Source organism: Vulcanimicrobium alpinum (assembly GCF_027923555.1).
GTDB classification, from domain to species: Bacteria; Vulcanimicrobiota; Vulcanimicrobiia; order Vulcanimicrobiales; family Vulcanimicrobiaceae; genus Vulcanimicrobium; species Vulcanimicrobium alpinum.
Genome location: NZ_AP025523.1, coordinates 2,675,063 through 2,688,981 on the forward strand (window position 1 = coordinate 2,675,063; position 13,919 = coordinate 2,688,981).

General features: G+C 68.4%; 14 protein-coding genes. 4 read left to right on the plus strand and 10 right to left on the minus strand.

Going from position 1 to position 13,919, the window contains the following annotated elements; all coding sequences use genetic code 11:
* Window positions 1-37 precede the first annotated feature (37 nt).
* Window positions 38-355, plus strand: coding sequence for a winged helix-turn-helix domain-containing protein (locus tag WPS_RS13715; protein WP_317995039.1), 318 nt, complete (start codon window positions 38-40; stop codon window positions 353-355).
* Between the two features lie 5 nt (window positions 356-360).
* On the opposite strand, the gene WPS_RS13720 is transcribed toward WPS_RS13715, so the two are convergent.
* From WPS_RS13720 to WPS_RS13745, 6 genes are all read right to left on the minus strand, one after another.
* Window positions 361-2,136, minus strand: coding sequence for a feruloyl-CoA synthase (locus WPS_RS13720; protein ID WP_317995040.1), 1,776 nt, complete (start codon window positions 2,134-2,136; stop codon window positions 361-363).
* 46 nt (window positions 2,137-2,182) lie between these two features.
* Entirely contained in the window at window positions 2,183-2,809 is a 627-nt protein-coding gene (locus WPS_RS13725; RefSeq protein ID WP_317995041.1) for a hypothetical protein, read from the minus strand.
* A 21-nt stretch (window positions 2,810-2,830) separates the two neighbouring features.
* Window positions 2,831-3,988 (minus strand): homoserine dehydrogenase, encoded by a 1,158-nt coding sequence (locus WPS_RS13730; RefSeq protein ID WP_317995042.1) that lies wholly within the window; start codon window positions 3,986-3,988, stop codon window positions 2,831-2,833.
* Window positions 3,989-4,126: 138 nt separating this feature from the next.
* The gene (locus tag WPS_RS13735; protein WP_317995043.1) at window positions 4,127-5,242 is read right to left on the minus strand and encodes a homoserine O-acetyltransferase family protein; all 1,116 of its coding nucleotides are present in this window, start codon (window positions 5,240-5,242) and stop codon (window positions 4,127-4,129) included.
* A complete protein-coding gene (locus WPS_RS13740) occupies window positions 5,239-6,528 on the minus strand; it encodes a homocysteine synthase (RefSeq protein ID WP_317995044.1) in 1,290 nt (429 codons plus the stop codon). The genes WPS_RS13735 and WPS_RS13740 overlap by 4 nt, the downstream gene beginning before the upstream one ends.
* A gap of 211 nt (window positions 6,529-6,739) precedes the next feature.
* A complete protein-coding gene (locus WPS_RS13745; RefSeq protein WP_317995045.1) occupies window positions 6,740-7,666 on the minus strand; it encodes a YncE family protein in 927 nt (308 codons plus the stop codon).
* 158 nt (window positions 7,667-7,824) lie between these two features.
* On the opposite strand from WPS_RS13745, the gene WPS_RS13750 reads away from it, so the two are divergent.
* On the plus strand, window positions 7,825-10,464 hold the full coding sequence (locus WPS_RS13750) for a carboxypeptidase regulatory-like domain-containing protein (protein WP_317995046.1): 2,640 nt from the start codon (window positions 7,825-7,827) through the stop codon (window positions 10,462-10,464).
* A 26-nt stretch (window positions 10,465-10,490) separates the two neighbouring features.
* Here WPS_RS13750 and WPS_RS13755 read toward each other — a convergent pair whose 3' ends face one another.
* A complete protein-coding gene (locus WPS_RS13755) occupies window positions 10,491-10,766 on the minus strand; it encodes a hypothetical protein (RefSeq protein WP_317995047.1) in 276 nt (91 codons plus the stop codon).
* 42 nt (window positions 10,767-10,808) lie between these two features.
* On the opposite strand from WPS_RS13755, the gene WPS_RS13760 reads away from it, so the two are divergent.
* Entirely contained in the window at window positions 10,809-11,366 is a 558-nt protein-coding gene (locus WPS_RS13760; RefSeq protein WP_317995048.1) for a gamma carbonic anhydrase family protein, read from the plus strand.
* Window positions 11,367-11,376: 10 nt separating this feature from the next.
* On the plus strand, window positions 11,377-12,330 hold the full coding sequence (locus tag WPS_RS13765; RefSeq protein ID WP_317997552.1) for a YeiH family protein: 954 nt from the start codon (window positions 11,377-11,379) through the stop codon (window positions 12,328-12,330).
* Here the strand turns inward: WPS_RS13765 and WPS_RS13770 are convergent.
* The 3 genes from WPS_RS13770 to WPS_RS13780 are packed head-to-tail and all read right to left on the minus strand — an operon-like array spanning window position 12,317 to window position 13,906.
* Window positions 12,317-12,691, minus strand: a complete 375-nt coding sequence (locus WPS_RS13770) for a MaoC/PaaZ C-terminal domain-containing protein (protein WP_317995049.1) — start codon at window positions 12,689-12,691, stop codon at window positions 12,317-12,319. The genes WPS_RS13765 and WPS_RS13770 overlap by 14 nt on opposite strands.
* A gap of 38 nt (window positions 12,692-12,729) precedes the next feature.
* Window positions 12,730-13,188, minus strand: a complete 459-nt coding sequence (locus tag WPS_RS13775; protein ID WP_317995050.1) for a MaoC family dehydratase N-terminal domain-containing protein — start codon at window positions 13,186-13,188, stop codon at window positions 12,730-12,732.
* Window positions 13,175-13,906 carry a gamma-glutamyl-gamma-aminobutyrate hydrolase family protein gene (locus tag WPS_RS13780; RefSeq protein WP_317995051.1) on the minus strand — a complete coding sequence of 244 codons (732 nt, stop codon included), beginning with the start codon at window positions 13,904-13,906 and terminating at the stop codon, window positions 13,175-13,177. The genes WPS_RS13775 and WPS_RS13780 overlap by 14 nt, the downstream gene beginning before the upstream one ends.
* Window positions 13,907-13,919: the final 13 nt, after the last annotated feature.

The following is a 13,919-nucleotide window of genomic DNA, read 5'->3' on the forward strand; positions in this document are numbered from 1 at the left end:
AGCATTACATGAAATCATATTCGTGAAAAATATAACGGTGAACTCTCCTTCAGTCAAGCCCGGCAGCCGCCACGCGTGGACGTTCTTCAGCAACCACGGTCACGTGCTGGTCGCGATCGCCAAGGACCCGGCCGCGCGGGTGCGCGACCTCGCCGATGCGGTCGGCATCACCGAGCGCGCCGTGCTGCAAATCCTGGTCGACCTCGAGACCGCCGGCGTGATCGAGCGCCGGCGCGAGGGGCGCCGCACCAACTACGCGGTGAGCATGGACGTGCCGTTGCGGCATCCCCTCGAGCAGCATCGCACAGTGGGCGACATCGTCGGACTCGTTCGCGAGGACGCGCCGGGGCGTTAGACGGCCTAGGCAAAAACCAAGACGTCGTCCGCCGGCGGATCGGCGTACGCGTGCTCGACCGTAGCCGCACGCCGCTCGAGGACGCGGCGCTGATTCACCGAGCCTTTGTCGGTGAGTTCGCCGTCGGCCGGAGAGAGCGGCTCGGCGACCGTGACGGCGCGGCCGACGCAGCACGACGATCCGCCGGCCGACGCGTTGTACGCCTCCAGCGCGCGCGCGATCGCGTCGTGCCGCGGCGCGCGCGCGAACAGGAGCGCGGCGATCGCGTCGCGATTCTCGCCCGCGACGACGACGTCGTCCACGAGTCCCGCGAGCGCGCCGAGCAGCGCGATGCGCACCGCGCCCGCGTCGACCCACGTCCCCGTCGTCAACTTGAAATTCTCCGCGAGCCTTCCGTCGAAGAGCAGGCCCAGCGCAGGATCGTCGTCGGCCGCGAAGCGCACCGCGTCGCCGGTGCGATAGAAGCCTTCTTCGTCGAACGCTGCCGCGGTCAGATCGTCGCGGCGCCAATAGCCCGGCGTGACCAGCGGGCCGCGCACGCGCACTTCGCGCTTGTGCTCGAACGGGACGAACAGCAGCTCCGTCCCCGGGCCCGGCAAGCCGATGTCGGCAGGATCGCGTAGCGGGTAGTGCACGGCCGTCGCCATCGGTGACGTCTCCGTAAGACCCCAGGCGCCGGTGACCGCGACCTCGGCGCCGCCGTACCGGCGCGCCAGCGAACGCAGCGCCTCCCAGGTCGTGCGCGGCAGCCCTGCGGCCGCGTTTCCGATCAGCCGCAGCCGGGAGAAAAAGCGCCGTGCGAACGCGTCGTCGCGCTCGAGCGCGGCGACCAGGAGCGCGTGCCCGCGCGGGACGTTGAAGTACACGGTCGGCGGGACGTCGCGCAACGTCTCGACCGAGCGATCGAAGTGCGCCGGCAGCGGCCGCCCGCGATCGATGTAGAGCGCGCCGCCGTGCTGCAACGCCATGTTGAAGTTGTGGTTGCCGCCGAAGGTGTGATGCCACGGCAGCCAATCGACGAGCACGAGTTCATGATCGCCGAGCAGCGGCCACAGCTGCGCGAGACTCTGCTGGTTCGAACAGAGCATCCGGTGCGTGTTGATCACGCCTTTCGGCTCGCCGGTCGATCCCGACGTGAACAGAATCTTCGCGACGTCGTCCGGGCCGACGCGCGCTTCCGCGGCATCCAGCGCCGGATCGACCTCGCCGCGCAGCAGTTCACCGAGCACGAGCGCATCGCCGCGGGGCGAAGATCCGCGGTCGATCATCACCGCGATGTCGTCCCCCACGAGCGCGAGCGCATTCGCATACGCATCGCCGTCGGCGGCGAACACGAGCCGCGGCTGCAGCACGCCGAGGATGAACTGCAATCGCCGCAGATCACCGAACTGCGTCGAGTACGCCGGCGAAATCGGCGCCACGGGGATGCCCGCATCGAGCGCGGAGAGTGAAACGATCGCGTGCGCGATCGAATTCTCCGAGAGGATCGCGATCGGCGTTTCGCGCCCCAACCCCATCCGCAGCAGCGCCGACGCGAGGCGCCGCACCGCGTCGAGCATCGCGCCGTAGGTTATCGTGCGCCATTGGTCCCCATCGCGCTCGCCCAAGAAGACGCGCTCGCCGCGCTCCGCCGCCCCGCGGCGAAGCAGCGCCCCGACGTTGGGCGCATAGGGTTCGAGCGGCTGGACGTTCCACAGCCGCTCCGATCCGTCCGGCCGGCGTTCGCGGCGCACGTCGACCGGCGCGAAGAGCCGGGGCGCCCGGCGCTCTGAGGCATTCATGCGAACGCTCGGATTCGCCGCCGCCCGGCGCGATGCCGGTGCGCCTCTACGTGCCGAAAAGCGAGTCCGCGACCGCCGTGTTCACCGTGTAGTCGCCGTAGTTGAACACGGCGTGGACGTGATATCCGCTCGTCGCGAGATCGACCTGCGTGCGCTTGGGGAGCTCGTACGCGCCCACCGTTTGCTCGTCGATCGTCATCGCGATCGCAACGCCGTCACGCGTGTACCACGTCCCTTGCAGCGGCGCTCGCGGGTCGGCGGGGACGTCGAGCGCGAGGCGCGCGATGTCGCCGGCATGTTTCGGCGTCCCCTCGATGTGCGTCGTCCCGGGGCCGCCGCCGGCGACGCGCAAGTTGTAGCGTTCGGTCCACGTCAGCGGCGTGCCGATCTCGCCGAAGAGCCGGCGGTACTGTTCGGGGACGCTGCGGATCTCGAGCGCCAAGCGCCCCGGCCGCTTGAAATACTGCATCCCGTTCAAGCCGAAGCGCAGGCCGATCAGTTTGCGCAGGCGGACGTCGAGGTGCACCGGGACGGCGTAGGACGCGATCGGCGCATCGCACGCAACGTACCGGGAGAGCACGTCGCGGGCACTCGGCGGCTCAGCCGCGGCGCCGGAGGCGGCGGCCAGCAACAACGCCGGAACGGCCCACCGCCGCGCGAGTGCTGACGACATATCGGATTTTGAGTGTTCCCACTACGCGGCCGCCCACACCGGAATCGCCGAACGCACCCCGTCCCGCACGCGCTCGAACGCCGGCAGCCGGAGCGGCACCGTCTGGAGATCGGGGCCGGCATGCGCGGGGACATGGCGCTCGCGCGATTCGAGCGCCGCGACGACGTCGGCGACCACGGCGGAGGCCGTCGGGTCGCCGCCCGCCCCGGTTCCCGCGAAGAGCAGCTCGCCGCAGCCGGCACCGACGACCCGGACGACGTTCTCAGCGCCGCGCGGGCGTGCGAACGGGTGGTCGGCCGGGACGTACGCGGGCGTCACGCCCGCCTCGACGACCAGCGCACGGTCGCCCTCAGCCGCCGGCGGTTCCTCCACCCGGCGCGCCACAGCGAGCAGTTTGAGCCGCCAGCCCCGCTCCGCGCCCGCCCGCACGTCCTCGGCGGTCAAAGCGCCGATACCGCGGCGAGCGATGCGTCCCGAGACCGACGGACGATGAAACGCCAGCCCGGCGAGGATCGCGAGCTTGTGCGCCGCGTCGTGCCCGTCGACGTCGGCGCGCGGATCCGTCTCGGCGTAGCCGAGCCGCTGCGCCTCCGCGAGCGCCTCGTCGTAGCCGGCGCCGTCGCTCATCGCGTCGAGGATGAAGTTGGTCGTCCCGTTCACGACGCCGCCGATCTCGAGCACGTCCTCGTTCGCGAGCGAACCGGCCATCGCGCGCACGATCGGGATCGCGCCGCCGACCGCGGCTTCGTAGCGCAGCGACGCGCCGGTGCGGGCGGCGAACGCAGCGAGCCACGGCCCCTCCGTCGCGATCAGGTCTTTGTTCGCGGTGACGACGTCTTTGCCGCGCGCGATCGCCCGCAGCACCAGTTCGCGCGCGAGGCCGACGCCGCCGATGCACTCCACCACGACGCGCACCGCCGGATCGTCGACCACCTCGAACGGATCGCTCTCGAAATCGGCCCATTCGACCGCGCGCGGCTTGTGCGGATCGCGCACCGCGATCGCGCGGACCAGCTGCGGATGCAGCGCGAGCAGACGCCGCGCGACGCTCGCGCCGACGGTCCCGCAACCGAGGAGCCCGATACCGTCGACGCGCGTCGTCGCGGTGCCGGCCGTCGCAATCGACGGGGCATCGGACGGAGACGGAACGCCGGAGAGGGTCAGCACGGAATCCTCCATGATCGCAGCAGCATCAGAGAAACGAAAAAGCCCCCGCCGTGAGGCGAGGGCCGTATCTGTCGTTCGTGAGCGGTGTGGTTTACGCCGACGTCGATCCAGACCCGCCCTCGCCGAGGGTAGTCGTCATCGTGGTCGTAATCACGCCGTGCGCGAACATGCCGCGACCGTAGCACGCTCGGCGCCCTCCGCGCAAGAGGACGCCCCTTCGGCGCCGCGCGCGAGTTCGTCGCGCAGCAGCGCCGCCAGCTGATCGGGCTCCGCCAAGAATGCGTCGTGCCCGTGATCGCTGTGCTGATGCCGGTAGCCGGCGTCCCACCCGGCCTCGGCCCAGCGCGCCGCGCACGACCAGACGTGCTCGGGCGGATAGAGCTGATCGCCGGCGATCCCCACGAACGTCAGCCGCGTCGGCCCCGCCGGCGCTTCGCGTCCGCGCAGATCGAACAGATCCATCGCGCGGGTCAGCGTCCGGTAACTGTTCGCGTCGATGCGCGCCGCGAACAGATCGCCTTGATGGTCGAGATATCCCTCGACGTCGAAACGGTCGTCGAGCCGGCGGGACGGATCGCCGCCTTTGCGGTCGGGGCGGTTCGCGAAACGCGCTTCGAAGAGATACTCGCTCTTGTATGTCAGTGTCGCGATCGCGCGCGCGAGCCGCAGCCCCGCGACCGGCGCCGCGTCGTACCAGCCGCCGCGAAACGCGGGGTCGAGCGCGATCGCGTCGCGCGCCGCACCGTTCTGCGCGATCCCCTGCGCGCGCAAGTGATCGTACGCGCCCACCACGATCGCGTGCGCGACGCGGTCGCCGTGCGCCCGCACCCATTGCAGCGTTTGAAATCCGCCGAGCGAGCCGCCGATGATCACGCCGAAACGCTCGACCCCGAGCGCTGCGAGCGCGCGCCGCTGCGCCTCCACCATATCGGCGACGGTCACCACCGGAAAGCGCGGCCCCCAGCGCGTGCCGTCGGGCGCGAGCGACGTCGGTCCGGTCGAACCGTAGCAGCCGCCGAGCGCGTTGACGCCGGCGATGCACCAGCGCGCCGGGTCGAAGAGGGCGCCGGGGCCGAAAATCCCGTCCCACCAGTCGGCGACCCGCGACGACCCGGTGAGCGCGTGCGGCGCGAAGACGACGTTGCTGCCGTCGGGCCGCGGCGCAGCGCCGTACAGCGTGACCCGCTGCACGACGCTGTGGAGCGTTTCGCCGGAGGTCAGCTCGATCGTGCCGACCTCGACGTCGCGCTCGAGAACCTCGCTCACCCGAGCGCCTGTTTGAGATCGCCGACGATGTCGTCGATCGACTCGATCCCCACCGAGAGGCGGATCAAGTCGTCGCTCACGCCGCTCGCGATCTGATCCGCCGGCGAGAGCTGCTGGTGCGTCGTCGACGCCGGATGGATCACGAGCGACTTCGCGTCGCCGACGTTCGCCAGCAGCGAGAACAACTGCAGACGATCGATCAGCGCACGCGCCTCGTCGGCGCCGCCTTTCACGCCGAAGGTCAGGATCGCGCCCGCGCCTTTGGGCAGATACTTCTGCGCGCGCGCGTACGCAGGATCGCCGGGAAGGCCCGGATACCGCACCCAGCGCACCGCCGGATGATCGCGCAGAAACTCGGCGACCCGCAACGCGTTCGCGCTGTGGCGCTCGATGCGCAGACCGAGCGTCTCGAGTCCCTGCAGCAGCAGGAACGCGTTGAACGGCGAGAGCGCCGCTCCGACGTCGCGCAGCAATTGCACGCGCGCTTTCAGGATGTAGGCCAGCGGCCCGAGCGCTTCAACGTACTTCAGGCCGTGGTATGACGGATCGGGGGTCGTGAACTCCGGATGCCGGCCTTGCGTCCAGTCAAACTTACCGGAGTCGACGATGACGCCGCCGATCGTCGTGCCGTGACCGCCGATGAACTTCGTCGCGGAGTGCACGACAACGTCGGCGCCGTGCTCGATCGGGCGGAGCAGATACGACGTGGCGAGCGTGTTGTCGACGATGAGCGGAACGCCGGCGTCGTGCGCCGCTTTCGCGATCGCTTCGACATCGAGGACGTCGACGGCCGGGTTGCCGATCGTCTCGGCAAAGAACGCTTTCGTGTTCGGCTTGACCGCCGCGGCGAACGCCGCCGGGTCGGACGCGTCGACCAGCGTCACCTCGATCCCGAACCGCGGGAGCGTGTGCTCGAACGCGTTATACGTGCCGCCGTACAACGACGCGGCGCTGACGATGTGATCGCCCGCGCGTGCGATGTTGAGGATCGAGTACACGACCGCGGCCTGGCCGCTGGCGACCGCGAGCGCGCCGACGCCGCCTTCGAGCGCGGCGACGCGCTGTTCGAACACATCGGTTGTCGGGTTCATGATGCGCGTGTAGATGTTGCCGAACTCTTGCAGCGCGAACAGGCGCGCCGCATGCGACGTATCGTCGAAGTTGTACGACGTCGTCTGATAGATCGGAACGGCACGCGCTTTGGTGGTCGGATCGCCGTCGTGGCCGCCGTGCAGGGCGACCGTTTCGAAGCCGCGCGCAGCGGCCGGGTCGAGGGTACTGCTCATCGTGGACCTCTTCTCACGAATGCGTCGAGCGAAAAAATGGGGCCGGAGAACACGACGGCCCTCGCCGGGAGGCGAGGGCCGTTGCAGTGTCATCAGAACGCCGAAGGGCGACGACGAACTACACCGTCCCCCGCGGGGAACAGCAGCACATCATCATCGCCAGGGACCGGCGGTTCATGCGCCGGACCTTACCACGCGCCCGCGCCCGGCGTCAAGGGCTCGGGTTGAGGCGCTGGACGAAGTCGCCGGTGCCCTTGGCGTTGCGGTCGCCCCATACGGTCCAGACGGCATGATTGGACGAATCGATCCCGACCGTGCCCACCGCCGCATCGACCTTCGTCGTATCGAGCACCGTCGGGGCGCCGTTCTTCGTCAACTGGAAGCGCGTCACGCCGCCCCCGCCGCCGCAAGCGACGATATGCTGCTTGGCGTCGAGGTCGCACTGGTCGAAGCGGGCCGAACCGACCTGCCCGATCTTCTTCCCGTCCGGCGTATAAGCGACGAAGAGGCCCTTGGCGGGGTCGGCCGCATCTCCGCCGCCGACGACGATCTGATCGAACTCCGCATCGCACTGCAGCGGGTGGTTGTGCACCAGCTCGGGTGTCGGAATCGTTCGCGACACCCGCAGCCCCGACGGGTCGATCACCGCAATCTCGTGCACGTTGTCGATGTTCTGATACACCTCGTGCGTCTTCGGGTTGACGGCGAGATACTCGGGCTTGTGGCCCGGGATCTCAATCGACTTCACGACCTTGAACGAGTTCGCATCGACGACGTACAGATGCGTGCCGTCGTCCTCCGCGACATACACCCGTTCCGTGGAGCGGTCGAACGCGAGCGCGTCGACGGCTGAGCCCACCTCAACGCTCTTGACGACCTTCATCGCCACGGGATCCACTTCCATGACGGACTTCTCGGCACCGACGAACACGTGACCCGTCGACGGATCGACCGCGATGCCGTGCGACGCGCCGGTACGCACTTGTCCGAGGACCGCTCCGGAGTCGGCGTCCACGACCAGCAGGGCCCGCGCACCGGTGTGCGCGGCATAGACGCGCCGCCGCGCCGCGTCGACGGTAACGTAATCGAAGCCGCTGTAGACGGGGACGGGTTGCGGCGGAGCAGCAGGTGTCAGCACGGCGACGTCCGTTCGAACGGAGCACCGCAGCTCCTCCATCGCAACGACGGTACGCGCAATTCACCGCGTTCCCGCTCCGCATAAACGGCGCTTAACAAAACGGCAACCTGTCATTAAGGTCGTGCCAGGACCCTGTGCAAGAGATGAACAGACACACGATGCGCGTCGCTATCGCGGCGGCGCTCTTCCTTGCGACGGGGGCCGGTACGGTCCTCAGCTCCTCCCCTGTGCTCGCGCAAGCGGCGCAGACCGCGACCATCACCGGCAACGTCGTCGATCAGCAGACGGGGCTCGGGCTGTCCGGTACGAGCGTGGTGCTGTTCCAAGCGGGCCGTCGGATCGCCGAGACGACGACGGACAACGCGGGAACGTTCACGTTCGCGAACCAGCCGGCCGGGATCTACGATCTCGAATTCGCCGTGAACGGCTATCAGCGCGCCCGACTGACCGATCAAGCCGTGGCGCCGGGAACGGCGGGGATCACGCTGCGCGTCGTCCTCACCCGCGCCACGGGCGAAGGCTCCCTGCGCATCATCGGTCGCGTCAATGCGACGCGGTCAGCCCTCGCGACGACCACCGTCATCAACCGCAACATCGACCCGATCGCGATTCAGAGCGAAGCAAAACTGCGCGTCGGCGACGCGCTGCTTGCGGCGCCCGGCCTTACCTCGTTCAACCTCGACTCCGCACCCGGCGACGACCTCAACATCTCGATCCGCGGGCAGCGCCCGTCGGAAGCGCAGTTGCTGATCGACGGTCACCCGGTCGGGCCGCAAGGCGTGTTCAACGGTACGGGCGGCGGCTTCAACTATCAGCTCTCGCCGTCGTTCGCGCTGAACAACATCGCGATCACCTACGGTACCGGCGGAGCCGCGCTCACCGGCGTGCAGGCGCTCGCGGGGACGATCGACTTCCAGACGATCGACCCGACGCGCACGCCGGAATTTTCCTTCAAGCAAGGCTTCGGGACGCAGGCGCGTTCGCAAACCGTCGCGCAGGCGACCGGCACGATCGGCCGCCTCGGCTACGCGTTCGTGCACGGCGTCGAGGGCAGCGTCGGCGGGTTCGACCCGCAGGTCGTCACGCAGTCCGGTCTGCTCGCCGGCGACGCCACCTCCGCCAACGTCGCGGCGAACACCTGGCTCGTCACCGGCAACTACGTCCTGCGCAACTCGCTGGGCAAACTGCGCTATCAGCTTTCGCCGAAAACCTCCGTCGCGCTCGGCTTCTACGACGCGACGTCGTGGGACGACAAGACCGGCGAAGGCGACAACGACTTCGTGACGCCGGAGTTTGCGCTCTACTCGGCACAGCAGGGCGGCAACACGTGCACGCTCCCGGACGGGAGCACGGGTTACCTTGCGGCTACCGACGCGAACCCGAACGCCTGCTTCACTCCGGCGCAGTATGCCTCGACGTTCTCGGGACCCTCGGGCGGCACGCCGCTCGCGTTTCAGACCCTGCACCTGCAAGACTATAATTACCGGCTCACGACGGCGCTCGGCGCCAACACGATCGTGGTCGAGGGCTTCCAGAACGCGTTCTACCAGTATTACGATCGCAATCTGGCGGGCTTCACCAATAAGTACCGCACGGTCGGCGGACGCATCAGCGACGACTTCGTGACCGATCACAACGACCTCGGGATCGGGTTCCTGAGCGTCGCCCAAATCTATCAGAGCGGCACGTACGGCCCGAAGGGCGTCAAGAACAAGCCGGATGTTCCGCAGGTGACGAACAATGTGTTCCTGCGCGACATCTACAAGTTCGGTCCCGCACTGACGGCGTTCGCGAACCTCAACCTCCAGCACAGTTCCGTCACCGCAACGAGTTCGCTCGATCCCCGCCTGTCGCTGGTGTACAACCCGAAGGGTGTCGACATCTATCGCGTCTCGGTCGGCCGCGGCACCGAGGCGCCGAACGCCTCGCTCAAGTCGTCGCCTCCGAACGTGACGACGCAGCCGGGCGCGCTCAACCCCAACTGCGGCGGACTGAACAGCATCGGCAGCTCGTCGAACCCGACCTTGGTCGACGAAAAAGCGAACTCGATCGAGCTTTCATACGGTCACCGCTTCTCGAACGACAGCAACTTTCAGATCGTCGGCTACGATCAGGAAATCAGCAATCCGATCTTCTCGAGCGTCCTGCCGCTCACGACGTTCGGCCCGAGTGCCGTGCCGGCCAACCTCGCCGCTTATCTTGCCCGCATCAGCGGCTACTGCGGACGTCCGGCGACGATCGCGCAGCTCGCGCTCACGTCGGCCACCAACGCCGGAGCGGGCCGTTTCCGCGGCATCAGCGCGACGGAGCGCTACCGCGTCACCCGCTCGTTCCTGGTCGACGCCGGCCTCGATGTGCTCTCGGCGCGCTACTACGGCGTGCCGATCCTCTCCCAGCAGAACAACGTCACGCTCATCAACGGCGGTCAGCTGGTCGGCGTGCCGTTCATGAAAGCGAACCTCGGGCTCGATTTCACGTTCAACAGCAAGGCGGAGGTCCGGTTCGACGGGTACTTCGTCGGCCGCAACAACGCGCTCTATCGGCCGCCGTTCTCGTACGCCGACGGGTTCTTCAGCACGCCGTTGCAGCACGGGCTGACGCTCAACATCGGCGTGTCGAACATGTTCAACAGCCAGTACGATCAGTACGGCCGCTTCGGCTACGCGCAGTATCTCCACGAGAACGCGTTCGGGAGCGACGCGAACGCGCTGCAGGAACAGTTCAACGGAAACTTCGGCGAGCGTTTCGGCCTCCCCGAACGCTCCTTCGTGTTTTCCGTCAGCACGCGGGTACGCTGAACCCCGTCACCCCGAGCCGAACCCCGTCATCCTGAGCTTGTCGAAGGGTCGGGCAAATCGTGGAACGTGCGCTTCGGCGCACGTTCTTCTTTTTCGAGGTCGTCGAGGTAGTAATACACGATCTTGCGGTCGTCGAAGCCGACCTTGGCAAGCTCGCGGCCGCCGATCTCGACGACCTCGTGGATGTGGCCTTCGACCCCCGCATAGCGGTAGTTCACGGCGGTGTAGTTGGGATCGTCGGCCTTGGGGCGCGGGATGACCTTGGTCCCGCGCAGGGGGGTGCGATGGCGATGTTCGCTCAAATGATCCGCTCCAGATTCGCCGTCATTCTTCGAGGGAGACGCATGATCATCGAATACCGCGGGAAGCGCCCGAAGGTGGCGCCGACCGCGTTCGTCGCGCCGACCGCCGTGCTGATCGGCGACGTGGAGATCGGCGAGGAAGCCTCCGTCTGGTTCGGAACGGTGATCCGGGGCGACAACGGACCGATCCGGATCGGCGCGCGCGCGAACGTCCAGGACAACTCGGTGGTGCATGTCAGCGAGCACTGCGAGACGGTGATCGAAGAGGACGCGACGGTCGGCCACTGCGCCATCCTGGAAGACTGCCGGATCGGGAAGGGCGCGCTGATCGGCTCGAACGCGGTGGTGCTCAACGGCGCCGTCGTGGGCGAGCAGAGCCTGATCGCCGCCGGTGCGGTGGTGGCGGCGAACGCGAAGATCCCGCCGCGGGTCGTCGCGGCCGGCGCCCCGGCGACGGTGAAAAAACAGCTCGAGGGCCCCGCCGTCGCGTGGGTCGAGCACGCGGGACCGGAGTACGTCGCGCTTTCGCGGTCGTATCTCCGCCACGGGATCGGCGATCCCGAGATGCACGAGATCGCGGAGTCGCACGTCGCTTCGTAACCTCCCCGGGATCGCGCTCGCGGCGGCCGTCGCGCTCGTCGCGACCTTCGCCGCGCGCTACGTCCCGCTCGCCGGCGCGCCGGTGCTCGCGATCGTGCTCGGCATCGCGCTGCGCGCCGTGATGCCGCTCCCCGAACGATGTCGACCGGGGCTCGCGTTTTCGTCGCGCACGTTGCTGCAGGCGGCGATCGTCCTTTCGGGTCTCGCGCTTTCGATCGGCGCAGTGATCCGCACCGGCCTCGGTACGCTTCCGGTGACGCTCGGAAGCGTCGCCGTCGCACTCCTCCTCGCACCGCTCGTCGGACGCGCCCTTGGGCTGCGCGGCGCGGTACGCTCGCTGATCGGCGTCGGCACCGCGATCTGCGGTGCGTCCGCGATCGCGGCCGTGGCCTCGGTGATCGAGCCGGAAGAGACGGAGATCGCGCTTGCGATCGCAACGGTGTTTTTCTACAACATCGCCGCCGTGCTGGTCTTCCCGCCGATCGGTCACGCGCTGCAGATGACGCAGGCGCAATTCGGACTGTGGGCGGGATCGGCGATCAACGACACCTCGTCGGTGGTTGCGGCGGGCTACGTCTACGGCCAGCAGGCCGGCGCCTACGCGACAATCGTCAAACTAACGCGCGCGACGCTGATCCTGCCGATCGTCGCGGGGATCGTCGCGCTGCGCGCGCGCAGCGGTGCGGCCAAGGAGATTCCCTGGCGCCACATCGTGCCGTGGTTCATCTTGTGGTTTCTCGTCGCGGCGCTCGCGAGCGGAGCCGGGATCGTCCGGGCATCATGGCACGGTGCGATCGGCGTGCTCGCGACCTTCCTGATCGCGACGGCACTCGCCGCGATCGGCGTGAACACGGAACTGCGGCGGCTCCTGCGCGCCGGTCCACGGCCGCTCGCGCTGGGGTTCTTCTTGTGGGTTGCGGTCGCGCTGTCGTCGCTTGCGATTCAGCGGGTTACGGGCCTGTAGGCTGCACCGCCGTGATCCGTGCGAACCCCATGACGGTTGTCGTCCCGTCGGCGTCGGTCGCGCGGAGATCGAGCCGGAGAGCGCCGTCGGGGGTGATCTCGCTGACGGTCGCCGTGCACGTCAGCGCTTGGTGCACGCGGGTGATCGCGACGAACCGCACGCCGAACTCCGCGATCGCCGAGAGCGGGAACGTGTCGGTCAGCAAGCGTCCGAGATAGCCCATCACGAGCATCCCTTGAGCGAACACGTCGGGCATGCCGTGCGCGCGCGCGACGTCGGCGTCGATGTGCATCGGGTTGTGATCTCCCGACGCACCGGCGTAGAGTGCGAGCGCCGTTCGCGTGATCGGCGGCACGGTCATCGTTGCTGCGATGTCACCTTTGCGCAATGGCCGCGCGCTCACGAGGCGGCGGACTCCGGCCGCACGACCAGCGTTTTGAACAGCGTGACGACGGGTTCGCCGGCCGCGTTCCGCACCTCGCTGCAGACGGCGATGAATTCGTACGGACTCGGCGGCCGCGTGTAGATGTCGTCGATCGACGCGCGCACCGTGAGCGTGTCGCCGGCGACGATCGGCACGTGATACGCGAATCGCTGTTCGCCGTGCAGCACGCGTTCGATCGCGACGCCCAGGCGCTCCAGCAGGGCGAACGGACGCGACCCTTCCATTTCGAGCGTGTATGCGAACGTGGGCGGCGCGGGGAGGTCGCGATAGCCGGCCGCACAGGCGGCGGCGAGGTCGCTGAACACCGGGGACGTTTCGCCGATCGCCTGCGCGAAGAAACGCAGCCGGCCGCGTTCGACGTCGACGGTCATCGGCGGCGCTTCGTAGCCGATGAATGCTCTATCGATGGGCACGCGACGGTACCCGCGCCGCCGCGTCGGCGAAGGCGCGGAAGATGGCAAGGCTCGCGCCCCCGTCGAGGGTGCGCGTCGACTCCGGATGCCACTGCACCGCGAGCCAGAACGGCGAGGGAAAGCGGGCTTCGAGCGCTTCGACGATCCCGTCGTCGGTGTGCGCCACCGCGCAAAGGTCTGCGGCGATCCGTTCCGCGGCTTGATGATGACGCGCTCCGGTCGGCAGATCGTGCGTTCCGACGATCCGCGCCAGCATGCTCGCGGGCTCGATGCGAACGATGTGCCCGGGGATCAGTCCGCGTTCGCCGCGGCCCGACGGATCTCGCAGCGCGTGCCGGATCGGCGCGTCCGGTCCGAGCGCTTCGGGGATGTCTTGAATCAGCGTCCCGCCGAACGCGACGTTTGCGACCTGCATGCCGCGGCAGATGCAGAGCGTCGGGATCCCGCGTTCGCGCGCCGCACGAATCAGGGCAATCTCGAGCTCGTCCCGGGCCGTGTCGACGTCGTCGGTGAGCGATGAGGGTGCCGCATCGTACCGCTCGGGAGCGACGTCGCCGCCGCCGCACAGCAGCAGGGCCTCGACGCCGTCGAGGACGTGCACGCCCGCGTCGGGATCCGCAGCGCTCACGCGTACCGGCTCGCCGCCGGCTTCGCGAACTGCGGCCTGGTACTCGGCGCCTTGCGAGCCGGTCGACAGAATCAGGGCGATTCGCGGCACCAACGTGATCCGG

Excerpts from the sequence above, each read along its gene's own strand:
- WPS_RS13720 (WP_317995040.1), bottom strand. The coding sequence starts at position 2,136 with ATGAATGCCTCAGAGCGCCGGGCGCCCCGGCTCTTCGCGCCGGTCGAC.
- WPS_RS13725 (WP_317995041.1), bottom strand. The coding sequence starts at position 2,809 with ATGTCGTCAGCACTCGCGCGGCGGTGGGCCGTTCCGGCGTTGTTGCTG.
- WPS_RS13730 (WP_317995042.1), bottom strand. The coding sequence starts at position 3,988 with ATGGAGGATTCCGTGCTGACCCTCTCCGGCGTTCCGTCTCCGTCCGAT.
- WPS_RS13740 (WP_317995044.1), bottom strand. The coding sequence starts at position 6,528 with ATGAGCAGTACCCTCGACCCGGCCGCTGCGCGCGGCTTCGAAACGGTC.
- WPS_RS13750 (WP_317995046.1), top strand. The coding sequence starts at position 7,825 with ATGCGCGTCGCTATCGCGGCGGCGCTCTTCCTTGCGACGGGGGCCGGT.
- WPS_RS13760 (WP_317995048.1), top strand. The coding sequence starts at position 10,809 with ATGATCATCGAATACCGCGGGAAGCGCCCGAAGGTGGCGCCGACCGCG.
- WPS_RS13770 (WP_317995049.1), bottom strand. The coding sequence starts at position 12,691 with ATGACCGTGCCGCCGATCACGCGAACGGCGCTCGCACTCTACGCCGGT.